The organism is Serratia sp. HMSC15F11, from assembly GCF_001808215.1.
Lineage (GTDB): Bacteria > Pseudomonadota > Gammaproteobacteria > Enterobacterales > Enterobacteriaceae > Serratia > Serratia nevei.
This window is the reverse complement of sequence record NZ_KV792422.1, coordinates 1-21,973: the sequence shown is the minus strand read 5'-3', so window position 1 is coordinate 21,973 and position 21,973 is coordinate 1. Positions and strand designations below refer to the sequence as shown.

Below are 21,973 nucleotides of genomic sequence, written 5' to 3'. Positions count from 1 at the left end.
CCTGGCTTACCCCACCGCCGGCAGCATGCCGCTGGCGATGCCCAGTTGGATGGCGATCACCGTTACCCCACAGACAAACACCAGCGCCAGCGCCGGCGTACCGCCCCAGACGCGATACTGCGCCTGATGCTTTTGGCGGGTTTTCCACACCAGCAGTGAAGGCAACAGCAGCGCCAGCACCGACAGGGCGATGGCGGCGAATCCCAACGCCAGCACGAAGCCGCGCGGGTAGAACAGCGCAAAGGCCAGCGGCGGCAGGAAGGTGATGGCGCCGGTTTGCAGGCGGCCACGCACGTTGTCTTGCCGTTTGAACAGGTCGGCCAGGAAATCGAACAGCCCGAGCGCCACGCCGAGGAACGAGGTCGCCAGCGCCAGGTCGGCGAACAGGTGCACCGCCAGTTCAACGTGCGGCGAAGCCACCGCATCGCGCACCGCCTGCAACAGGCCGTTCAGCCCGGCCTGCTGCGCCAGAATGCCGACGAAGGTGTCGGAGCTGATGCTGCCCAGCGTCGCCAGCTGCCAGAAGATATAGGCGATCAGCGGGATGGCGCTGCCGATGATAAACACCCAACGCAGTTTGCGAATGTTGCCGCCCATGTAGTTGACGATGCTCGGCACGCTGCCGTGGAAGCCAAATGAAGTGAAGATCACCGGAATGGCCGATAACGCCAGGCCTTGCTCCAGCGGCAACGTCATCAGATTGGTCTGGTGGATATTCGGCAACATCAGGCCGAGCATCACCACCAGAAACACCACTTTGGCGCTGAACAGGATGCGGTTGAACAAGTCCACCGAGTGGGTGCCGATGCACACCACGCCGCCGGCCACCAGGGTGAACAGCAGGACGCCGAGCGACACCGGGAAGTCCTGCGACGTCCATTGGCTGATGCTGGTGGCGAGCAATTCGCCGGCGCCGCTGATATAGGCGGCGGTGAGGGCGTACATCAGGAACATCATGCTAAAGCTGGTCAGCCACTGGCCGCCGCCGCCGAGATAACGTTTGGCGAGCGTGCCCAGACCGGTATCCGCCTGCTCATGCTGGTAAACCTCCACCAGCAGCAGCGCGGTGTAACACATCAACAGCCACAGCCCGACCAGTAAGGCCAGCGTGACGCCGAAGCCGACGCCGGCTGCCGCCAGCGGCATCGCCAGCATCCCGGCGCCAATGGTGGTGCCCGCCACGATAAAAACACTGCCAAGAGTGCGATTCTTCACGTTTTTTCTCTACCAGCCGAAAGATTTTGAAAATTATAGGTAACGATTTATGAGGATGGCAGGATAGTGGAAGCCCTAACTTGTGTCAAACCGACGTTACGCATGGTGTACAGTAATATTTACATTGTGGCGAGCTGCATGGCGTATGAGAAACGGGCCCATGGCTGAAATTATCCGCAGGCGGCTAGTGAAAAGTTATTTACGGGCTTCTATAGTGGAATGACCAAAAAATGTGGGAGAGATCAATGTTAAGGGTGGAGATGCTCAGCACCGGCGATGAGGTGCTGCACGGGCAAATTATTGATACCAACGCCGCCTGGCTGGCGGACTACCTGTTCCAGCAGGGAGTGCCGATGAGCGGGCGTGAAACAGTCGGGGACAGCCTCTCTGCGTTGATCGAGATCCTGCAGGAACGAAGCCATATCGCCGATGTGCTGATCGTCAACGGCGGCCTGGGGCCGACCAGCGACGATCTCAGCGCGCTGGCCGCCGCGAAAGCCTGTGGCGTAGAGCTGGTCGAACGGGCCGACTGGCTGGCGCGCATGGAAGCCTATTTCGCCGAGCGCGGGCGGCCGATGGCCCCTTCCAACCGCAAGCAGGCGCAGATCCCGGCCAACGCGGAAATGCTGGATAACCCGGTAGGCACCGCCTGTGGGTTTGCGCTGCAGCTGAACAAATGTCAGATGTTCTTCACCCCCGGCGTGCCGTCGGAATTCAAAGTGATGGTCGAACAGCAGATCGTGCCGCGCCTGCGCCAGCGCTTCACCTTGCCGGCGCCGCCGCTGTGCCTGCGCCTGACCACCTTCGGCACCTCCGAGAGCGATCTGGCCGCCGAGCTGGATGGCATGCCGCTGCCGCCGGAAGTGGTGCTGGGCTACCGCTCATCCAGCCCGATTATCGAGCTGAAGCTGACCGGGCCGGAAAGCCGGCGTGTGGAAATGGAGCAGGCCTGGCGACGCGTGCGCGAGGTGGCGGGGGACAACTGCATCTTTGAAGGCACCGCCGGGTTGCCGGCGACGCTGACGCAGCGTCTGAATCAGCAAGGGCTGAAGCTGGCGTTGAGCGAGCAGTTCAGCGCCGGGTTGATCAATCTGCAGCTGCAGAGCGAAGGGGCGCCGCTGGCGGGGGGCGAGCTGCTGCCGGCGCACTGCATCGAAACGCTGGAAACGACGCTGGCGCGCGCCCGTTCGCTGGCGGAATTGACCGGTGCGCCGTTGGCGTTGGCGGTCAGCGCCATGCGCGACGAGCAGGTGAGCATTGCGCTGCATACGCCGCGCGGCGGCATTGGCCAGACGGTGCGTTATCGGGCGTCGCGCCACGGCCTGCGGCTGCGGCAGGAGTCGGTGGCGATGCTGGCGCTGGATATGCTGCGCCGCTGGCTTAATGGGGGCCAGGCGTGCGGTAAAAACGCCTGGCTGGAGGTGGTGGAAATTATCGAGTGACGGTCATGGCGCTGAGTCGCCGGCGTCACGGTTTTGCTGCAGCCGTTCGGACGCCAGGCGTGAAAGGCGTATCGCCGCCGCGCCCCGCGTTTGCAGATCTGCACCATAGTCCTTGAGTGCCTGCGCGGCGCTGCCGGCCTGCGCCAGATGCGTCGCCAGGCTGGCGGCGTCCGCCAACGCGGTGTTGGCGCCGAGCCCACCCGCCGGGCTCATGACATGCACGGCGTCGCCGAGAAAGGCGATACGTTCGCTGTGCCACACCGGCATCGCCTTCGTGACCTGCACCGCCCGCACGCTGAGCGACAGGGGATCCGCCAGCGCTAACGCCGTTTGCAAAGCGGGGGCCCATCCCTGCGAGATATGCCTTACGCGTGCCTGCAGCGCAGCGCTTCCCTCCGCCCGCGCCGGCCCGCCGAGCCGTTCAGCCGTTCCGATACAGGCCCAATAAAGATAGTCGTCGACCGGCGTGAGGGGGCAATCCGGCGCATAGTCGGCTGCCAGCTGCGCCATGGGCGCCTGAAAGCGCATCGGTTCAATCACCAGCGACAAGCCGTCGGCGAAGACGACCGACACGCCGCGCAGCAATTCGGGGGCCAATTGGGCACGGGTCGCCGCATCGAGCGGCGTTTTGCCGTAGAGGGTGACCGCGCCGCTGTCTTCGGGGCCCGCCTTGGGCAGGCAGCGCCGCCGCACCAGCGAGTTAACGCCGTCGGCGGCGATCAGCACATCGACCCGCACGTGTTCGCCGTTGGCGAACTGAAGTTCCACGCCCTGCGGCGTTTGTGCAAATTCACACAGGGTATAGCCGAAGCGCACCCGGTCTTGCAGACCGGTGAGCAGGATTTCGCGCAGCGTTTGCCGATGAACGCCGAGATCGCCGCTCGGTTCCTGCGCCTGCTGCGGGCTGGAGGGCAGCCAGTGCTCGGGGCGTCGGGCGTTGAGCGGGGCAAGCTGCGGATCCCATAGATTGCTCTCGCCGCTGTTTTGCGCGCTGCTGGCGCAGAGCAACCGGTAATGCGCCGGCGGCAGACAGGTGGCCAGTGCCTGCTGGCCCGTCGGATCGATGCGCAGCCGATAGCCCTGATCGCGCGCTTGCGGCGTGGTATCGCGTTCAAACACCGTGGCATGGATGCCGAAGCGGCGCAGTCCCTGAGCCAGACACAGGCCGCCGGGCCCGGCGCCGATAATGCCAATGCTGAGTGTTGTCATCATGTTCCCTCTTGAGTCAGTGGCCACAGACGGTCGCGGCCGGAAGCATTTCATTATGTCGGCGCAGGAAAAGGTTGGTATAACGGTATCTGGACTAAAAATAGTGATTAGTGGCCAATATGAATGCAAACCTTCATGCCCTCGACGCTGACTGCAGCGAATGGTCGGCGGGCCCCTGGCTGATCGCCCTAGGCGGCCGCGACGCGGCAGGCCGGGAGTATCGGTTGGGCACGCGCGAATACGACTGGCATCAGCATGTGCGAGGGCAGTTGCTGTGCGTTGAAAGCGGCTTGCTGCATGTACGCACGGCGCAGGGCGACTGGGTGCTTCCGCCTCAGCGGGCGGGGTGGATCCCGCCGGCGACGCAGCACCGGGTGCAGGTCTGCGGCGCGCTGAGCGGCTGGAGTTTGCTGCTGGCGCCGGAGGCCTGCCACGATCTGTCGAATACACCTTGCGTCATCGGTATTAGCCCCGTGCTGCAGGCGCTGGCTCAGCGTGCGGAAGGTTGGGACAAACGCAGCGCGCTTACCCTGGAGCAGGAGCGTATGGCGCAGGTGATGCGTGACGAGATACGGCTGGCGCCGACGGAGCCGCTGCATTTGCCGATGTCGTCCCATCCGCGCCTGGCCGGCGTTCTGCAGGCCTTGCTGGCGCAGCCGGGGAGCGAACGTTCACTGGAGGCGTGGGCTGAATGGGGGGCGATGTCGCCGCGTACCCTGCGGCGGCTGATGATCGGCGAGACGGGGCTGAGTTTTGCCCAGTGGCGTCAGCAGGCTCGGTTGTCATATGCGTTGGCGAAGCTGGCCGAAGGCGAAACGGTGCTGCAGATTGCGGAGGCGCTGGGGTATGCCTCGCCGAGCAATTTTATCGCCATGTTTCGTAAAGCCTTCGGCGATTCCCCGGCGCGTTATTTTTCCACATCGGCGGGAAAGGGGCGCTAATCAGGCCGGGGATGAGGGAGGAGATGCTTTTGTGACGGTTATATATCCCTGATTAATCATAATGTTATAGGGGATATTCGCGCCGGGGGAATGCTGTTACTCTCTTGACGGGTGCTTGAGACTGTTCGTCTTGGGCATTGTGTGACAAGGCGGATAGATGAAAGCCCCAGACTGACTCTCAATCAGAATGGGGCTGCACATACCGCCTAGACACCGGTATGGTAGCCCCTTCACAGCAAGGAGGCAAGCATGCGCTTAAGGTATGTGTTTCACTCGCTAGCCGTTGTATGTATTACGGTTTTGTTATTTATCTGGATGATAAGAGACTCGCTGTGCGAGCTGAAAATCTACCAGGAAAATATCACTATCCTGATCAGGTTGGCGTGTGAGGTGAAGCGGTAATCCTAGGGCGGGGGCAACCCCGCCTTCTGGTCTCCAGGCGCGGTTTCCGGCACCCGACTTTACATTTCCAGCTCGATATCCGTCAGCGGCATGCAGCAGCAGGGCAGGATTTCGCCGGCGTTGATAAACGCCAGCGGCTGTTGGCGGTAGGCCACTTCGCCTTTCACCAGCTTCAGGCGGCAGGCGCCGCAATAGCCGGAGCGGCATTGGTACTCCACCTGCACGTCGTGCAGTTCCAGCACGTCGAGCAGGCAGTTTTCACTGTTAGGGCAGGAGAGCTGCGTGCCGGCGGCGCGCAGCGTTACGATTGGCGTCGCCATTGCTTACAGTTCGAAGTCGCTCAGGTCGTCGGCGTTGATCTCCGAGTCGATCTGGCCAACCAGGTAGGAGCTCACTTCCACTTCCTGCGGCGCTACCTGTACGTTGTCGGACACCAACCAGGCGTTGATCCACGGGATCGGGTTGGAGCGGGTTTCGAACGGCAGACCGAGGCCGACCGCCTGCATGCGGATATTGGTGATGTACTCCACATACTGGCACAGGATGTCTTTGTTCAGGCCGATCATCGAGCCGTCGCGGAACAGGTATTCCGCCCACTCTTTCTCCTGCTGGGCGGCCAGCACGAACAGATCGTAGCACTGCTGCTGACATTCCTCGGCGATCTCCGCCATTTCAGGATCGTCGGCGCCGGAACGCATCAGGTTCAGCATGTGCTGGGTGCCGGTCAGGTGCAGCGCTTCGTCGCGGGCGATCAGCTTGATGATTTTGGCGTTGCCTTCCATCAGTTCGCGCTCGGCGAATGCGAAGGAGCAGGCGAAGCTGACGTAGAAGCGGATCGCTTCCAGCGCGTTCACGCTCATCAGGCACAGGTACAGCTGCTTTTTCAGCGCGCGCAGATTGACGGTGACGGTTTTACCGTTCACCTGGTGGGTGCCTTCACCCAGCAGGTGATAGTAGCTGGTCATCTCGATCAGATCGTCGTAGTAGCCGGAGATATCTTTCGCGCGCTTCTTGATCTCTTCGTTGGTGACGATGTCGTCGAACACCAGCGCCGGATCGTTGACGATGTTGCGGATGATGTGAGTGTAGGAACGGGAGTGGATAGTCTCGGAGAACGACCAGGTTTCCACCCAGGTTTCCAGCTCAGGGATCGAGATCAGCGGCAGCAGCGCGACGTTCGGGCTGCGGCCCTGGATGGAATCCAGCAGCGTCTGATACTTCAGGTTGCTGATGAAGATGTGCTTCTCGTGCTCCGGCAGCGCCTGGTAATCGATGCGATCGCGGGAGACGTCAACTTCTTCCGGGCGCCAGAAGAAGGAGAGCTGCTTTTCGATCAGTTTTTCGAAGATTTCATGCTTTTGCTGGTCGAAACGCGCAACGTTTACCGACTGGCCGAAGAACATCGGCTCTTGCAGCTGGTCGTTTTTGGTCTGAGAAAAAGTGGTGTAAGCCATAAGCCTGAATCCATCGTAACGTGGCTAAATGAAGGGGCCGGAAAATTCCGGCCCGCTAGGTCAAACTTTAGATCTTGCAGGCGCCGCTTTCGCAGTCGTCATCGCCGGCCTTGGCAGGCTGCAAATCTTCCTGGGCGTCTTCCGCACCGTCGCGGGTGTTTTGGTAGTACAGCGTTTTCACGCCAAACTTGTAGGTGGTGAGCAGGTCTTTCAACAGCTGCTTCATCGGCACCTTGCCGCCCGGGAAGCGGGTCGGATCGTAGTTGGTGTTGGCCGAAATCGACTGGTCGATGAATTTCTGCATCAGCCCCACCAGCTGCAGATAGCCGTCGTTGCTTGGCATTTCCCACAGCAGCTCGTAGTTGTCTTTCAGACGCTCATACTCCGGCACCACCTGGCGCAGGATGCCGTCTTTCGACGCCTTGATGCTGATGTGGCCGCGCGGCGGCTCGATGCCGTTGGTGGCGTTGGAAATCTGCGAAGAGGTTTCCGACGGCATCAGCGCAGACAGCGTCGAGTTGCGCAGACCGGTTTCCTGGATCTCTTTACGCAGGGTTTCCCAGTCGTAGTGCAGCGGCTCGTTGCAGACCGCATCCAGGTCTTTCTTGTAGGTGTCGATCGGCAGGATACCCTGCGAATAAGTGGTCTCTTTGAACCACGGGCAAGCGCCTTGTTCCTGAGCCAGACGGTTGGAGGCTTTCAGCAGGTAGTACTGAATGGCTTCGAACGTTTTGTGCGTCAGGTTGTTGGCGCTGCCGTCGGAGTAGCGCACGCCGTTCTTCGCCAGGTAATAGGCGAAGTTGATGACGCCGATGCCCAGGGTGCGGCGGCCCATCGCGCCACGGTGCGCAGCCTTGATCGGATAATCCTGATAATCCAGCAGGGCGTCGAGCGAGCGCACCGCCAGGGTTGCCAATTCTTCCAGATCGTCCAGGCTGTCGATCGCGCCTAGGTTAAAGGCGGACAGGGTGCACAGCGCAATCTCGCCGTTTTCGTCGTTGACGTCTTCCAGCGGCTTGGTCGGCAGGGCGATTTCCAGGCACAGGTTGGACTGACGTACCGGCGCGATCTGCGGATCGAACGGGCTGTGGGTATTGCAGTGGTCGACGTTCTGGATGTAGATGCGGCCGGTAGAGGCGCGCTCTTGCATCATCAGCGAGAACAGCTCAACCGCTTTTACGCGCTTCTGGCGAATGCTGTCGTCTTTCTCGTACTGGGTATACAGGCGTTCGAATTCGTCCTGATCGGCGAAGAACGCGTCATACAGCCCCGGCACGTCGGACGGGCTGAACAGGGTGATGTCTTCGCCCTTGATCAGGCGCTGGTACATCAGGCGGTTCAGCTGCACGCCGTAGTCCATGTGACGCACGCGGTTGCCTTCAACGCCACGGTTGTTTTTCAACACCAGCAGGCTTTCCACTTCCAGGTGCCACATCGGGTAGAACAGCGTTGCCGCGCCACCGCGCACGCCGCCCTGCGAGCAGGATTTGACGGCGGTCTGGAAGTGTTTGTAGAACGGAATACAGCCGGTATGGAAGGCTTCACCGCCACGGATCGGGCTGCCCAGCGCGCGGATGCGGCCGGCGTTGATACCGATGCCGGCGCGCTGCGAGACGTATTTCACAATGGCGCTGGAGGTGGCGTTGATGGAGTCCAGGCTGTCGCCGCACTCGATCAGCACGCAGGAGCTGAACTGGCGGGTTGGGGTGCGCACGCCGGACATGATCGGCGTAGGCAGCGAAATCTTGAAGGTGGAAATCGCGTCATAGAAACGTTTGACGTAATCCAGACGAGTTTCACGCGGGTAGTTGGAGAACAGGCAAGCGGACACCAGCATGTACAGGAACTGGGCGCTTTCGTAGATCTCGCCGCTGACGCGGTTCTGCACCAGATACTTGCCTTCCAGCTGCTTGACGGCGGCATAGGAGAAGTTCATGTCGCGCCAGTGATCGATAAAGGAATCCATCTGCTCGAACTCTTCAGCGCTGTAGTCTTCCAGCAGATGCTTATCGTATTTGCCCATCTCGACCATGCGAGTGACGTGGGCGTGCAGCTTCGGCGGTTCGAACTGGCCATAAGCCTTTTTGCGCAGGTGGAAGATCGCCAGGCGAGCGGCCAGGTACTGATAGTCCGGCGCATCGCGGGAGATCAGATCGGCTGCGGCTTTGATGATGGTTTCATGAATGTCGGCGGTTTTGATGCCGTCATAAAACTGAATGTGTGAACGCAACTCTACTTGAGAAACCGAGACGTTGTGTAATCCCTCCGCGGCCCAATCGATGACCCGGTGGATTTTGTCGAGATTGATGCGCTCTTTACGGCCATCGCGTTTAGTTACAAGCAGACTTTGGTTCATGTGGTGTTTTACCTGTCCGTATGGTGCCCCTAAGCAGAAGTGTAGTCGCTCTGCTCAGTATGTAAACACTATATATAGGGGTTGTATGTCGGTGAGGTAACAAGATAGTGAGAAAAAACGGCGTTTGCAAGTGAACAAAATCGGCCTAATTTGTGGATAACTTGGGGGTGAAATGTAACTTGCCGCGCGAAGCGCGCGCCGTGACTGGCGCGACAAGCTTGTCAATAAGCGCGATCAGATTTTACTGAAAAACTGAAAAAACCGATCGTTTGGCGCTTTATTAAACGTTAGAAAAAAACGGCATATTGATCTGATTTAATATTCTAAAAAACTGTTTACAACGGCTATTTTGATCGAAGTCGCGGAAATTAGGTATTTTTCCGAATGCTCCGCCGGCGCCGCCCCCCGGTAATGCAGGGCCGGCGCGGTTTACAACGCTTAGCCTTCGTGCTGGGTGTGCACCATGTAGTTCACGTCAACGTTGCGTCCAAGCTTGAAATGATCGGTGATCGGGTTGTAATGCAGGCCGATCATGTGCTTTTCGCGCAGCGGTGTGCCGTCGACCCAGCCGATCAGTTCGGAAGGGCGAATGAACTTCTTATGATCGTGGGTGCCCTGCGGCACCATCTTCAGCACGTACTCCGCGCCGATCACCGCCATCAGCCAGGCTTTGGTGTTGCGGTTGATGGTGGAGAAGAACACGTGGCCGCCCGGTTTCACCAACTGGGCGCAGGCGCGCACCACCGAGGCCGGATCCGGCACGTGCTCCAGCATCTCCATGCAGGTGACGACGTCATAGCGCTGTGGGTTGGCCTGAGCGTGGCTTTCCACCGTCTCCTGCACGTAAGTGACGTTCATGCCGCTTTCCAGCGCGTGCAGCCGCGCGACCTGCAGCGGCTCCGCGCCCATGTCCAAGCCGGTGACCTTGGCGCCTTCGCGCGCCATGCTTTCCGCCAGAATGCCGCCGCCGCAGCCCACGTCGAGCACCTGCTTGTCAAAAATGCCGCCGGCGCGCTGCATGATGTAGTTCAGGCGCAGCGGGTTGATGCGGTGCAGCGGTTTGAACTCGCCTTCCAGATCCCACCAGCGGGAGGCGACGGCCTCGAACTTGGCGATTTCCTGGTGGTCAACGTTTTGCACTCGGCTGGATGATTCTGCGTTCATGGGCTTGTCTGGCTCCTTGTTCTCGTTGCGCGGATTATACATGTTCCGGCGCGGCATCGTCTGCGCCGATGCGTTTTTAGCGCACTTATCTGCACAATTTCCGTGAAACAGCGGCGGTTATTTTCCCGTAAAGCGTGCTTTGTGATATAGTTTTACACCTTTGCCACTATGGCAGCGGGCAGATGAATCATTAGTAGAGGGATAGCAGCTCCATGAGCGACCTTGCCAGAGAAATCACACCGGTAAACATCGAAGACGAGTTGAAAAACTCGTATCTGGATTATGCGATGTCCGTTATTGTCGGACGTGCGCTGCCAGATGTTCGTGATGGACTGAAGCCGGTTCACCGCCGCGTTCTGTACGCGATGAGCGTACTGGGTAACGACTGGAATAAACCATACAAGAAATCGGCCCGTGTCGTCGGGGACGTGATCGGTAAATATCACCCACACGGTGACAGCGCGGTTTACGACACTATCGTGCGTATGGCCCAGCCGTTTTCACTGCGCTACATGCTGGTGGACGGCCAGGGTAACTTCGGTTCCGTCGACGGCGACTCCGCCGCGGCAATGCGTTATACCGAAGTGCGCATGTCCAAGATTGCTCACGAACTGTTGGCGGACCTGGAAAAAGAAACCGTCGACTTCGTGCCTAACTATGATGGCACCGAGCAGATCCCGGCCGTCATGCCGACCAAGATCCCGAACCTGCTGGTCAACGGCGCATCGGGCATCGCCGTGGGCATGGCTACCAATATTCCGCCGCACAACCTGACAGAAGTCGTCAACGGCTGCCTGGCCTATATCGACGATGAAAACATCAGCATCGAAGGGCTGATGGAACACATCCCGGGGCCGGACTTCCCGACGGCGGCGATCATCAACGGCCGCCGCGGCATTGAAGAGGCCTACCGCACCGGGCGCGGTAAAATCTACCTGCGCGCGCGCGCGGAAGTGGAAGCCGACGCCAAGACCGGGCGCGAAACCATCATCGTTCACGAGATCCCGTATCAGGTGAACAAGGCGCGTCTGATCGAGAAGATCGCCGAGCTGGTGAAAGAAAAGCGCGTGGAAGGCATCAGCGCGCTGCGCGACGAGTCCGATAAAGACGGCATGCGCATCGTGATCGAAGTCAAACGCGATGCGGTCGGCGAAGTGGTGCTGAACAACCTGTATGCGCTGACGCAACTGCAGGTCACCTTCGGCATCAACATGGTCGCGCTGCATCAGGGCCAGCCTAAGCTGCTGAACCTGAAAGACATCCTCGAAGCCTTCGTGCGTCACCGCCGCGAAGTGGTTACCCGCCGCACCATCTTCGAACTGCGCAAGGCCCGCGACCGCGCCCATATTCTGGAAGCGCTGGCCATCGCGCTGGCCAACATCGATCCGATCATCGAGCTGATTCGCCGTGCGCCGACCCCGGCCGAAGCGAAAGTTGCGCTGGTGGCGCAGCCGTGGGATCTGGGCAACGTCAGCGCCATGCTGGAGCGCGCCGGTGACGACGCCGCCCGCCCTGAGTGGCTGGAGCCGGAGTTCGGCATCCGCGACGGCAAATACTACCTGACCGAGCAGCAGGCTCAGGCGATTCTGGATCTGCGCCTGCAGAAACTGACCGGCCTGGAGCACGAGAAGCTGCTGGACGAATATAAAGAACTGCTCAACTTTATCGCCGAGCTGATCTTTATTCTGGAAAGCCCAGAGCGCCTGATGGAAGTGATCCGCGAAGAACTGGTGGCAGTCAAAGAGCTGTACAACGACGGCCGCCGCACCGAGATCACCGCCAATACTTCCGACATCAACATCGAAGACCTGATCAACCAGGAAGACGTGGTGGTGACCCTGTCTCATCAGGGCTACGTGAAGTATCAGCCGCTGTCCGACTATGAAGCTCAACGCCGCGGCGGCAAAGGCAAATCTGCGGCGCGTATTAAAGAAGAAGACTTTATCGATCGCCTGCTGGTGGCCAACACCCACGATACGATCCTGTGCTTCTCCAGCCGTGGCCGCCTGTACTGGATGAAGGTGTACCAACTGCCTGAAGCCAGCCGTGGCGCGCGCGGTCGCCCAATCGTCAACCTGCTGCCGCTGGAAGCCGATGAGCGTATCACCGCCATCCTGCCGGTGCGCGAGTATGAAGAAGGGCGCCACGTGTTCATGGCCACCGCCAGCGGTACCGTGAAGAAAACCGCGCTGACCGAGTTTAGCCGTCCGCGCAGCGCCGGCATCATCGCCGTCAACCTCAACGAGGGCGACGAACTGATCGGTGTCGATCTGACCGACGGCAGCAATGAAGTGATGTTGTTCTCCGCCAACGGTAAAGTGGTACGCTTCCCGGAAACGCAGGTGCGTTCGATGGGCCGTACCGCAACCGGCGTGCGCGGCATCAACCTCGGCGAAGGCGACAGCGTGATCTCCCTGATCGTGCCGCGCGGTGAAGGCGACATCCTGACCGTGACGCAAAACGGCTTCGGTAAACGCACCGCCGTGACCGAATATCCGACCAAGTCACGCGCCACCCAGGGGGTTATCTCCATCAAGGTGAGCGAGCGTAACGGCCAGGTGGTCGGCGCCGTACAGGTGGAAACCAGCGACCAGATCATGATGATCACCGATGCCGGCACGCTGGTGCGTACCCGCGTTTCGGAAGTCAGCGTGGTGGGCCGTAACACCCAGGGCGTGACGCTGATCCGCACGGCGGAAGACGAAAACGTCGTCGGCCTGCAGCGCGTGGCCGAGCCGGTGGAAGACGAAGAGCTGGACAGCCTGGAACCGGGGGCGGAAGCGGTGGAAGAAGACACCACGCCGCTGGACGATGGCGACGACGCGGCTGAGCCGATGGACGACGACAACGTTTAAAGCAAGGTGAGGGCGTCGGCATGCCGACACCCTAATGCACTGAGACAGAAGGGCCTGGCAGCGATGCTAGGCCCTTTTTCAGTTATATGGTTTAATTGGCGCACCGAGCCGCCGGCTGCCGCGCCGGCGAATGCGTGCACCGCCACTGACTTTCGTATGGTATCCGATTGAAATACTTAGCTTCTTTTCGAACTACGCTGAAGATATCCCGCTATCTGTTCCGGGTGCTGGCGATTTTGCTGTGGTCGTTGGGAGCGCTGCTCACCACCTTTTATATTCTGAATATCCTGCATCAGAAAGAGTCGGATATCCGGCAGGACTACAACCTCAACTTCGATCAGGCGCAGGGCTACATCCGCCATTCCGCCGACATCATCCGCGACATCAAGTATATGGCGGAGAACCGTCTCAACGGGTCGGTCAGCAGCCTTGACATGTTCAGCGGCGTGTTTCCCGGCAAGGGCAGCCCACCGCAATTCTTTCCGCTGTACCCGGAGTCCAACTGCACGCTGAGCACCACCTACCGCAGTTCGCTCGATTCGCTGAGCGGCCTGATCCAGTATTGGAAAGAGAACTTCGTGGCGGCCTACGATCTCAACCGGGTGTTCTTCATCGGCGGCGACAGCCTGTGTATGGCGGAGTTCGGCGGCGGCAACGCGAGCGCCAATCGGGAAAACGTGCTGAAGTCGCTGCACGAGCGCATTCTGAAATACCGCAACGCCAAGAATCTGGACAAAGACAACAACCTGTATTGGATCAGCCCCAGCGCGCAGCGGCCGGACGTCGGCTATCTGTATGTGCTGACGCCGATTTATATCGGCAACAAGCTGGAGGCGCTGCTGGGCATAGAACAGACCGTTCGGCTGGAGGATTTCGTTACCGCCGGCACCCTGCCGATCGGCGTCACGCTGCTGGATGAGAACAACGAGCCGGTGCTGCGCCTGGCGGACGGCGATCGCTATGCCGCTTCGCTCAACAGCTATCCCGCAGAGCACGCCTACTTCGGCTATGTCGACAATTATCGCGATCTGATCCTGAAGAAAGTGCTGCCGCCTTCTTCGCTGAGCATCGTCTATGCGCTGCCGGTGAAAAGCGTAGTAGAACGTTTCAAAATGCTGATCCTCAACGCGCTGTTGTTGAACCTGCTGTCGGCCATCGTGCTGTTCACGCTGGCGTGGCTGTTTGAGCGTAAAATGTTCCTGCCGGCGGAGGACAACGCCTTTCGCCTGGAAGAGCACGAGCAGTTCAACCGCAAGATCGTCGCTTCGGCACCGGTGGGCATCTGTATCCTGCGCATCAGCGATGGCACCAATATCCTGAGTAACGAACTGGCGCACAACTACATCAACCTGTTGACCCACGAAGATCGCGATCGCATTACGCGCATCATTTGCGAACAGCAGGCGAATTTCGTCGATGTGATGACCAGCAACAACAACAACCTGCAGATCAGCTTTGTCCACTCGCGCTACCGTAACGAAGATGTGGCGATTTGCGTGCTGGTGGACGTCAGCGCCCGCGTGAAGATGGAAGAGTCGCTGCAGGAGATGGCGGCGGCGGCGGAGCAGGCCAGCCAGTCCAAATCGATGTTCCTGGCCACCGTCAGCCATGAGCTGCGCACGCCGCTGTACGGCATTATCGGCAACCTCGATTTGCTGCAAACCAAGGCGCTGCCGCAGGGGGTCGATCGGCTGGTCAATGCGATGAACAACTCTTCCGGCCTGCTGCTGAAAATCATCAGCGATATTCTCGATTTCTCCAAAATCGAGTCCGAGCAGCTGAAGATAGAACCGCGCGAGTTCTCCTGCCTGGAGGTGATCACCCATATCGCCGGCAACTATTTGCCGCTGGTGGTGAAGAAACGTCTGGGGCTGTACTGCTTTATCGAACAGAACGTGCCGGAGCGCATTTTCGGCGATCCGGTGCGGCTGCAGCAGGTGCTCTCCAACCTGGTGAACAACGCCATCAAGTTCACCGATACCGGCTGTATCGTGCTGCAGGTCTGCACCCGCGGCAGCTATCTGGAGTTCAGCGTGCGCGATACCGGCGTCGGTATTCCGGAGAAGGAGATCTCGCGCCTGTTCGATCCGTTCTTCCAGGTGGGCACCGGCGTGCAGCGCCATTTCCAGGGAACCGGCCTGGGGTTGGCTATCTGTGAGAAACTGATCAACCTGATGGACGGCGATATCGCCGTCGAGTCCGAACCGGGTCTGGGCAGCTTGTTCAGCATCCGCATTCCGCTGTTCAACGCTCAGTTCCCCATCCCGCAGGCCAGCGATACCTGGCAGGGCCGTCGGCTGTGGCTGGATATCCGCAATCAGCGGCTGGAAAGTTACCTGATGGCGATTCTGGGGGGGTACGGCGCCGATATCCAGCGCTATGACGGCCAAGAGACCGCCGCCGGAGAGGTGATGCTCAGCGATCATCCGCTGATGCTGGACACGCCGCTGCTGGCTCAGATCCAATTCTCTACCGAACATATCGGCCCATCGCTGGAAACCCGGCCGGGTTATTGGATGCACAGCACCTCCACGCCGCGAGAAACGCTAAGCTTGCTCAACCGGTTGTTCGGCGTCGGCAGCGGCGCGGCAGAGGCGCTGGTGCAGCTGCCGGTGCCCGCCAAGGCCAGCGCGGCGGACAACGGCGATATTCATCTGCTGGTGGTTGACGATCATCCGATCAACCGTCGCCTGCTGTCCGATCAGCTGGGATCGCTGGGGTATCAGGTGGTGACCGCCAACGACGGCGTCGACGCGCTCGGCGTGCTGAAACAGCACCACGTCGATATTGTGCTGACCGACGTCAATATGCCGAATATGGACGGCTATCGCCTGACGCAGGAACTGCGACAGATGCAGTTCAGCGCGCCGGTGATCGGCGTGACGGCGAATGCGCTGGCGGAAGAGAAGCAGCGCTGCCTCGAGGCGGGTATGGATAACTGCCTGTCGAAACCGGTCACGCTGGAGACGCTGGAACAGACGCTGGCTTACTACAGCCAACGGGTACGCTACAGCCGCAGCGAGGCTTGAAAAGCAAACAGGCACGGCGAGTGCCGTGCCTGTTTGGTGCTAACCTGCCGTGAGGCGGGCTTTAGTCTTTGTCCAACGGCGTCATGCTGACGGAGGAGAGGTAGTTTAGCAGGGCGATGTCGTTCTCGACGCCCAGCTTCATCATCGCCGATTTCTTCTGGCTGCTGATGGTTTTGATGCTGCGGTTGAGTTTCTTGGCGATTTCGGTCACCAGGAAACCTTCGGCGAACAGGCGCAGCACTTCGCTCTCTTTCGGCGACAGGCGTTTGTCGCCATAGCCGCTGGCGCTGATCTTCTCCAGCAGTTTAGAGACGCTTTCCGGCGTGAACTTCTTGCCTTTCTGCAGGGCGGCCAGCGCCTTCGGCAGATCGGTCGGCGCGCCTTGTTTCAGCACGATGCCTTCGATATCCAGATCCAATACCGCGCTCAGGATCGCCGGGTTATTGTTCATGGTCAGCACGATGATCGACAACTGCGGATAGTGGCGCTTGATGTATTTAATCAGCGTGATGCCGTCGCCATACTTGTCACCCGGCATCGACAGATCGGTGATCAGCACGTTGGCGTCCAGCTTGGACAGATTGTTGATCAGTGCGGTTGAGTCTTCGAACTCCCCAACGACATTCACCCATTCAATTTGCTCAAGTGACTTCCGGATGCCAAACAGTACGATAGGATGGTCATCAGCAATAATTACGTTCAGGTTATTCATGTTGTTGGCTACCTTGCTTCAGCAGTCTGCTGACGAAAAAATCAATCTGACTGATGTTATTCTCGATCTCGGGCGCATCACCTTCTGCGATGCGCTGTTCTAACGATTCGCACAGCTGCTTGCCGGGAAGCAGATTTAACATGGCAAACACGCCTTTAAGGCGGTGTGCGGTTTGTGACAGCGCATTGAAATCACTGCTGCCCGCCTCAGTATACAGTTTTTTGACATCGTCGGGTACTGTATCGACAAACAGCCCATAGTAATCACTTGATTTCAATTGTTTTTCATAGAGTTGGATATCTTCTGAGCTCAATGAAAGCGGGCTTCCTTCCTGTTCCAGCGCGGCCATTTGCTGTTCGATCAGCATCATCACGGCGTCGATTAATGCGCCGTTCAGATTATAGTTCACCCGAATGTAGCGTTTATCCAGCGCTTGCCAGCCCGGCTCATCGGTCGCCAACAACAGGGTGTAGTCATCGGCGCGTTGTGGGTTATCGGTCAGCAGCACGTCATAATCGCGGTTGACCGCGCGATCTTCGGCGACAAGGCAGTCGGCGCCGTAGGCCTGCAGCAGGCGGGTCACGATGCCGCGCACCTCATCCGACGTGACGTCCAGCAGGGCGGTGACGCCGTCGAGCAGCTTTTCCTGCTCCTGCGGCTCTTTTTTCTCCATCTCCATGGCGACGCGAATGGTATAGCGAGTGCCGATATCCACCTTGCTGCGAATGTCCAACTGGCCATTAAGCTTTTTGCACAGCTGGTTGCACAGGAAGAAGGTGAGCCCGGAACCGTGGTTGAAGCGGTCCACCAGCGTCTGGCTGAGGAAGGGATAGTTGAGGTTGCTGATCTCTTCGTTGGAGATGCCGGAGCCGGTGTCGTTGATTTGGAAAATCAGGCGATCCGGGTGCTCGGGCTCATGGTCGACAACCAGCGAAATCTTGCCGCAGGCGGTGGTGATAATGGCGTAATGCACCAGCAGCGCGATCACTTTGCGAAGCGCGTTGGCGTCGCCGATATAGTTCTGCTCGACGTCCAGCTGGAAATGTTTGAACAGCGCCAGCCCCTTCTGATTGAGGGCAGGCAGGGCCTCCAGCAGCAACTCGTCGACCATTGCCGCTGGGTTGAACGGTTCGCGCGTAGGCTGCCAGTCCTGGGTTTCCAGCCGGGTCAGCAGGGTAATGTTATCGATCAAACCCAGCACCGAAGCCGACTCCGCGGTCAACTGGCCCAGCAGTGCCTGCTGCTGCTGCTCATCCGGCCGGTCGCGCAGACGCTCGACCAGATCGTGCATCTGGCGTACCGGCTGATTGAGCTCGATGCCCAGGTTGTGCAGCATCAGCTTGCGTGCCTGAACGTTCTTGTCGTATTCGCGCCGCGCCTGCTGCAGCCGCTTGTTCACCATCACCTCTTTATCCTGATCGTGCATCAGGAACAGGTAGGTGTCCGGCGACAGCTGGCTGCGGAAGATACGGATTTCATACACTTCATTGTTGACCGTCGCCTGGATCACCCCGTGATGCTGTTCGGCCATATGGGCGATTTTTTGCAGGCTGAGGTGCGGCAGCAGGTGTTCGGCGATTTTGTTGCTGGCGATCACCGTATTGTTGGCGAAGCTGTAGACCAGCAGGCCGGAAGGCAGGCTGGAGACGATTTCCTGATTCAGCGCGCGCTCGGCTTCCAGCTCCACCGCCATGTTTTCGCTCGGGCGAATGTACTGGCGGCGGATAAAATAGATGCTCAGCATCGACAGCGCCAGCAGCAGCAGGTTGATCGCGATCAGCCAGATGTTGTTGCGCAGCAGATCGATGGCCAGATTGATGGCCGAAACGCGATACACCACCTTCAGCGGCGCATTGGGCAGGGCGGCGCTGAACTCGACCCAACCACCGCTCATCGTCGCATGGGTACCGAGAGCCGTTTCCGCCGGGATGGCGCTGTCGTCGAGATCGACATCGTCCGGCAGCAGCAGGAAATTGGCGCGGGCCAGATTGGCCGGAATGATGTCGTTGATCGGCAAGTCGAAGGCGATCACCGTCGCCAGATGTCCCGGCTGATTAAAGGTGGTGCGAATCGAGAACGAATAGGCGTTCTGGAAACGCTGCTTGCGCAGATCGGAAAAGCTCTCGCGCTCGTCGAGCATGTTGGCCTGTTGCAGCATCTCGGCGCGGCGTTCGTCCGCCGAGGTGGTCAGGTAGCTCTCTCGAAAGCGTGAAGCCAGCTCTTTGAGCGGCTGGGTGGTGATCAGACTGAGGCTGTTGTCCTGACCATTGAGGTAATACATGGTGTAGTTCTCGGTCTTGGCACCCCAGCGGGTGTCCAGGTAGTCCGAGATGTTGGCGATCATTGCCAGCGTGTTCTCGTCATGGCTGCCGAAGATCACCGCGTCGGTTTTCTTGTGCGGCTTTTCGACATAATAGACGTCGGGCCGCAGGCGGGTTTCCTGCATACCGGGATCGCTGTTCTGTGCCGGCGCATTGCCGAATTTGTCATAGACCTGGTAGGTCATATAGCGGTAGGTATCGATACGCTTTTGCAGCGAACCGGCAATGCTGTTCAGCGTGTACTTCTTTTCCGCCAGCCAGGCGTTGGTGTAGTTGTAACCATACAGGCCAATGCCGATCGTCAGCAGCACGATAAACAGCAGGAAGCAGCGGGTAATGTTGCTGGAGCTGATGGTCAGTTGTTTATTTTGCATAGTGGCTGCGCATTCCTGAATCAGCGAGTGACGGCCTTGGCGCTGGCGGTTACCGCCAACAGCAGGGCGGCTACGCAGGCGAAAGCCACCGTCAGACTGGAAAACTGAGCGATAAAGCCGATCAGCGCCGGGCCGGCCAGAATACCGGCATAGCCGACGGTGGTGACGGAGGCGATCGCCAAATTGGCCGGCATGTCGCGCTGGTTGCCCGCCGCGCTGAACAGGATCGGCACGACGTTCGAGGCGCCCAGGCCGACCAGCATGAAACCGACCAGCGACACGGTGGTGTGATTGAAGGCGATGGCCAGGCTCAGACCGAGTGCGGCGCACAGGCTGCCCAGCAGCAGCACCCGGTAGCGGCCCAGCGAGTTCACCACCCGATCGCCATTGAGCCGGCCGAGCGTCATGGTGATGGAAAACAGCGCATAGCCCAGGCCGGCCTGGCTATGCTCGACGCCGCGCAGCGTGGTGAGGAACAGCGCGCTCCAGTCGAGCATCGATCCTTCCGCCAGAAACATGATAAAGCACAGGATGCCGATGAACATCACCCAGCCGCGCGGCAAGACGAACATCGGCCCGCCGTCGTCGGCGCCGCTCTCACGCAGCAGATGGCGGCTGGCGAGTGCCAGCAGCACTATCACCGCCAGTACGGTAAGCAGGGTGGATTGCAGCGGCGTCAGGCCCAGCCACAGCAGCGCGCTGACGCCACCGGCGCCGGCAATGCCGCCGATGCTGAAGAAACCGTGAAAACCAGACATCATCGCCTTGCCGCTGGCGCGTTCGACGATCACCGCCTGAACGTTCATCGCCACGTCGATCATGCCGATCGCCGCCCCGAACAGCAGCAGCGCCACGGCCATGCCGCCGAGGGAATCCATCAGCGCCAGCAGCGGCAGATCGATACATAACCCGAGCCCCGCCATCAGGATCACTGCGCGGCAGCCCAGTTTGCCGGTCAGGAAACCGGTCAGCGGCATCGCCAGCATGGAACCGGCACCGATACAGAGCAGCAACAGGCCGAGCGAGCCGTCATCGATACCGATGCGCGTTTTGGCGAAGGGCACCAGCGGCGCCCAGGCGGCCATGCCAAGACCGGCGACGAAAAAGGCCAGGCGGGTGGCGATCTGTTGAGGAACGCCGGGCGTTTGCTGTTCATTGCACAAGGTGGCTGTCATGTAAGCGTCAGGATCTTGGGTCAAAAGAGTGGCGAAAGTTACTGACAGTTTTTATCACAATCCGCGATCCGGGTCGAAAAGATTCGCGTTTGGTTCCTCTCTGGCACCGCCTCTGCGCACCAGCCACAGGGCGATCGCCTGGACTATATACGCCTTTTGCCGTTGGTCGAGCGCGATATCCTGCGGTATGCCGTGCCACTTTTCCAGGCAGCCGCGGCAGCAGGTGGCGGTGGCGTGTTGGGCGACAAACACCGGGTGGCCGCGCATCGGCGTTTGCTTACCGTCATTTTTAGGATGGGCGGCGGCCAGGCGACGGTCGATGAAATCGCGGGCATGGCTGAGGATCAGCGGCAATCCCTTGTCGTCGAGGTAGGTTTGGTCTTTGGCATTTAAACGGAAACGGGCGCGGAAAGGGGAGCTTTGCAGCCGCTGCCACAGCACGTCGGGTTGAAAGGGCATCATAACTTTACTCGCTGAGGGTGAGCTTTTTTTCAGGCTATCAGAAGTGAAACTCCGCGGCTAATTATGCCTGCGGCGAGAAATAACGGACGGGATAAAGCACGAAATGAAAAGCAAGCTCAATTTATAGACTAAAATAACAGAAAAGATTAGCAATTAGTGCGGAGGTGAATTAGTGAAACTATATCATGAGGTTATTTATTTGCTTGCTATTTGTACGAACTGAAATTGTGAGGAGAGTGTGGGGGGAAATAAAAAACCGGCCAGAAGCCGGTTAAAGGAATGCTGAAATTATCTTCGGATAATGAAGGTAATAATGAAAATAATGATGATAGCGAGGTGATTATAGCGGCTGCGTGCGGACAGCGTTTTGGCACAATGTGCTTATTGCCCGGCCTAATTGTATGGTTGCCTTTTTTTTCTTAAAGATATGTATAACTACATGATTTTTTATCAGTTAATATATTCTTTGTCTTTAAGTGCTTTATTTTGTTTGTCTGTAAGGTTTTGTGAAAGTTCGCGCGTATTTACATTTTGAAACCTTTATTAATTACAATGAAACACTATCGGATACTTGGTATCATTTTCTTTCTGGATTAATATAACCCTTGTTACCAGAATGGTAATGCACAGTCGTGCTAATAATGCTCGAAAAGGGCAGTGGCCGTAGCTCGACATAATTAACGAGGATAATAACGATGAAACTTCGAGTACTCTCTCTGATGGTACCCGCACTGCTGGTTGCAGGCACAGCAGGCGCGGCGGAAATCTACAACAAAGACGGTAATAAACTGGATTTGTACGGTAAAGTCGACGGTCTTCACTATTTCTCCGGCTTTGTTGAATAAATCGAACTTTTGCTGAG

Annotated in this window: 15 protein-coding genes and 1 pseudogene; 6 read left to right on the top strand and 10 right to left on the bottom strand. The window is 58.8% G+C overall.

The genetic code is table 11. The annotated features are described in order from the left end of the window. Positions 1 to 6 precede the first annotated feature (6 nt). The gene (gene tyrP / locus HMPREF3138_RS07325; protein ID WP_004935940.1) at positions 7 to 1,215 is read right to left on the bottom strand and encodes a tyrosine transporter TyrP; all 1,209 of its coding nucleotides are present in this window, start codon (positions 1,213 to 1,215) and stop codon (positions 7 to 9) included. Between the two features lie 245 nt (positions 1,216 to 1,460). Between tyrP and HMPREF3138_RS07320 the strand changes: the two genes are divergently transcribed. Beyond that, positions 1,461 to 2,657: a nicotinamide mononucleotide deamidase-related protein YfaY gene (locus HMPREF3138_RS07320; protein ID WP_038881933.1), complete on the top strand. Its 1,197-nt coding sequence runs from the start codon at positions 1,461 to 1,463 to the stop codon at positions 2,655 to 2,657. A 3-nt stretch (positions 2,658 to 2,660) separates the two neighbouring features. Here the strand turns inward: HMPREF3138_RS07320 and HMPREF3138_RS07315 are convergent, their stop codons facing one another. Beyond that, the gene (locus HMPREF3138_RS07315; protein WP_223294914.1) at positions 2,661 to 3,869 is read right to left on the bottom strand and encodes an FAD-dependent oxidoreductase; all 1,209 of its coding nucleotides are present in this window, start codon (positions 3,867 to 3,869) and stop codon (positions 2,661 to 2,663) included. Between the two features lie 116 nt (positions 3,870 to 3,985). Between HMPREF3138_RS07315 and HMPREF3138_RS07310 the strand changes: the two genes are divergently transcribed. Together HMPREF3138_RS07310 and HMPREF3138_RS27385 are read left to right on the top strand one after the other, a co-directional pair. Beyond that, on the top strand, positions 3,986 to 4,807 hold the full coding sequence (locus HMPREF3138_RS07310; protein ID WP_038876369.1) for an AraC family transcriptional regulator: 822 nt from the start codon (positions 3,986 to 3,988) through the stop codon (positions 4,805 to 4,807). Positions 4,808 to 5,056: 249 nt separating this feature from the next. Next, entirely contained in the window at positions 5,057 to 5,209 is a 153-nt protein-coding gene (locus tag HMPREF3138_RS27385) for a Hok/Gef family protein (RefSeq protein ID WP_038876367.1), read from the top strand. A gap of 59 nt (positions 5,210 to 5,268) precedes the next feature. Here the strand turns inward: HMPREF3138_RS27385 and yfaE are convergent, their stop codons facing one another. The 4 genes from yfaE to ubiG all read right to left on the bottom strand — a co-directional run bounded on the left by yfaE (position 5,269) and on the right by ubiG (position 10,183). Then, on the bottom strand, positions 5,269 to 5,529 hold the full coding sequence (gene yfaE, locus HMPREF3138_RS07300) for a class I ribonucleotide reductase maintenance protein YfaE (protein WP_033653779.1): 261 nt from the start codon (positions 5,527 to 5,529) through the stop codon (positions 5,269 to 5,271). Positions 5,530 to 5,532: 3 nt separating this feature from the next. Further along, a complete protein-coding gene (nrdB, locus tag HMPREF3138_RS07295; protein ID WP_019453694.1) occupies positions 5,533 to 6,663 on the bottom strand; it encodes a class Ia ribonucleoside-diphosphate reductase subunit beta in 1,131 nt (376 codons plus the stop codon). 67 nt (positions 6,664 to 6,730) lie between these two features. After that, positions 6,731 to 9,019: a class 1a ribonucleoside-diphosphate reductase subunit alpha gene (gene nrdA / locus HMPREF3138_RS07290; RefSeq protein WP_033648028.1), complete on the bottom strand. Its 2,289-nt coding sequence runs from the start codon at positions 9,017 to 9,019 to the stop codon at positions 6,731 to 6,733. Between the two features lie 438 nt (positions 9,020 to 9,457). Continuing rightward, positions 9,458 to 10,183, bottom strand: coding sequence for a bifunctional 2-polyprenyl-6-hydroxyphenol methylase/3-demethylubiquinol 3-O-methyltransferase UbiG (gene ubiG, locus HMPREF3138_RS07285; protein ID WP_033641383.1), 726 nt, complete (start codon positions 10,181 to 10,183; stop codon positions 9,458 to 9,460). Between the two features lie 212 nt (positions 10,184 to 10,395). Between ubiG and gyrA the strand changes: the two genes are divergently transcribed. Together gyrA and rcsC are read left to right on the top strand one after the other, a co-directional pair. Beyond that, the gene (gene gyrA / locus HMPREF3138_RS07280; protein ID WP_038876363.1) at positions 10,396 to 13,038 is read left to right on the top strand and encodes a DNA topoisomerase (ATP-hydrolyzing) subunit A; all 2,643 of its coding nucleotides are present in this window, start codon (positions 10,396 to 10,398) and stop codon (positions 13,036 to 13,038) included. 167 nt (positions 13,039 to 13,205) lie between these two features. Continuing rightward, complete coding sequence (gene rcsC, locus HMPREF3138_RS07275; protein ID WP_070558900.1) at positions 13,206 to 16,067, top strand: two-component system sensor histidine kinase RcsC; 2,862 nt, start codon at positions 13,206 to 13,208, stop codon at positions 16,065 to 16,067. A 61-nt stretch (positions 16,068 to 16,128) separates the two neighbouring features. Here rcsC and rcsB read toward each other — a convergent pair whose 3' ends face one another. From rcsB to HMPREF3138_RS07255, 4 genes are read right to left on the bottom strand one after another with little or no spacing between them, the layout of a single operon-like run. Further along, positions 16,129 to 16,779, bottom strand: a complete 651-nt coding sequence (gene rcsB, locus HMPREF3138_RS07270) for a response regulator transcription factor RcsB (protein ID WP_004935900.1) — start codon at positions 16,777 to 16,779, stop codon at positions 16,129 to 16,131. Next, complete coding sequence (gene rcsD, locus HMPREF3138_RS07265; protein ID WP_038876360.1) at positions 16,772 to 19,474, bottom strand: phosphotransferase RcsD; 2,703 nt, start codon at positions 19,472 to 19,474, stop codon at positions 16,772 to 16,774. The genes rcsB and rcsD overlap by 8 nt, the downstream gene beginning before the upstream one ends. A 20-nt stretch (positions 19,475 to 19,494) precedes the next feature. Next, complete coding sequence (locus tag HMPREF3138_RS07260; protein ID WP_038876358.1) at positions 19,495 to 20,649, bottom strand: MFS transporter; 1,155 nt, start codon at positions 20,647 to 20,649, stop codon at positions 19,495 to 19,497. A gap of 54 nt (positions 20,650 to 20,703) precedes the next feature. Further along, a complete protein-coding gene (locus HMPREF3138_RS07255) occupies positions 20,704 to 21,111 on the bottom strand; it encodes a DUF4186 domain-containing protein (RefSeq protein WP_065425909.1) in 408 nt (135 codons plus the stop codon). Positions 21,112 to 21,806: 695 nt separating this feature from the next. Between HMPREF3138_RS07255 and HMPREF3138_RS26195 the strand changes: the two are divergent. Further along, positions 21,807 to 21,941: pseudogene (locus HMPREF3138_RS26195) on the top strand (porin OmpC); the annotation flags it as partial. Positions 21,942 to 21,973: the final 32 nt, after the last annotated feature.

What these genes read in the sequence shown, in the direction of transcription:
- HMPREF3138_RS07320 (WP_038881933.1), top strand. Translation starts at nt 1,461, where the DNA reads ATGTTAAGGGTGGAGATGCTCAGCACCGGCGATGAGGTGCTGCACGGG.
- HMPREF3138_RS07315 (WP_223294914.1), bottom strand. Translation starts at nt 3,869, where the DNA reads ATGATGACAACACTCAGCATTGGCATTATCGGCGCCGGGCCCGGCGGC.
- HMPREF3138_RS07310 (WP_038876369.1), top strand. Translation starts at nt 3,986, where the DNA reads ATGAATGCAAACCTTCATGCCCTCGACGCTGACTGCAGCGAATGGTCG.
- HMPREF3138_RS27385 (WP_038876367.1), top strand. Translation starts at nt 5,057, where the DNA reads ATGCGCTTAAGGTATGTGTTTCACTCGCTAGCCGTTGTATGTATTACG.
- yfaE (WP_033653779.1), bottom strand. Translation starts at nt 5,529, where the DNA reads ATGGCGACGCCAATCGTAACGCTGCGCGCCGCCGGCACGCAGCTCTCC.
- nrdB (WP_019453694.1), bottom strand. Translation starts at nt 6,663, where the DNA reads ATGGCTTACACCACTTTTTCTCAGACCAAAAACGACCAGCTGCAAGAG.
- nrdA (WP_033648028.1), bottom strand. Translation starts at nt 9,019, where the DNA reads ATGAACCAAAGTCTGCTTGTAACTAAACGCGATGGCCGTAAAGAGCGC.
- ubiG (WP_033641383.1), bottom strand. Translation starts at nt 10,183, where the DNA reads ATGAACGCAGAATCATCCAGCCGAGTGCAAAACGTTGACCACCAGGAA.
- gyrA (WP_038876363.1), top strand. Translation starts at nt 10,396, where the DNA reads ATGAGCGACCTTGCCAGAGAAATCACACCGGTAAACATCGAAGACGAG.
- rcsB (WP_004935900.1), bottom strand. Translation starts at nt 16,779, where the DNA reads ATGAATAACCTGAACGTAATTATTGCTGATGACCATCCTATCGTACTG.
- rcsD (WP_038876360.1), bottom strand. Translation starts at nt 19,474, where the DNA reads ATGCAAAATAAACAACTGACCATCAGCTCCAGCAACATTACCCGCTGC.
- HMPREF3138_RS07260 (WP_038876358.1), bottom strand. Translation starts at nt 20,649, where the DNA reads ATGACAGCCACCTTGTGCAATGAACAGCAAACGCCCGGCGTTCCTCAA.
- HMPREF3138_RS07255 (WP_065425909.1), bottom strand. Translation starts at nt 21,111, where the DNA reads ATGATGCCCTTTCAACCCGACGTGCTGTGGCAGCGGCTGCAAAGCTCC.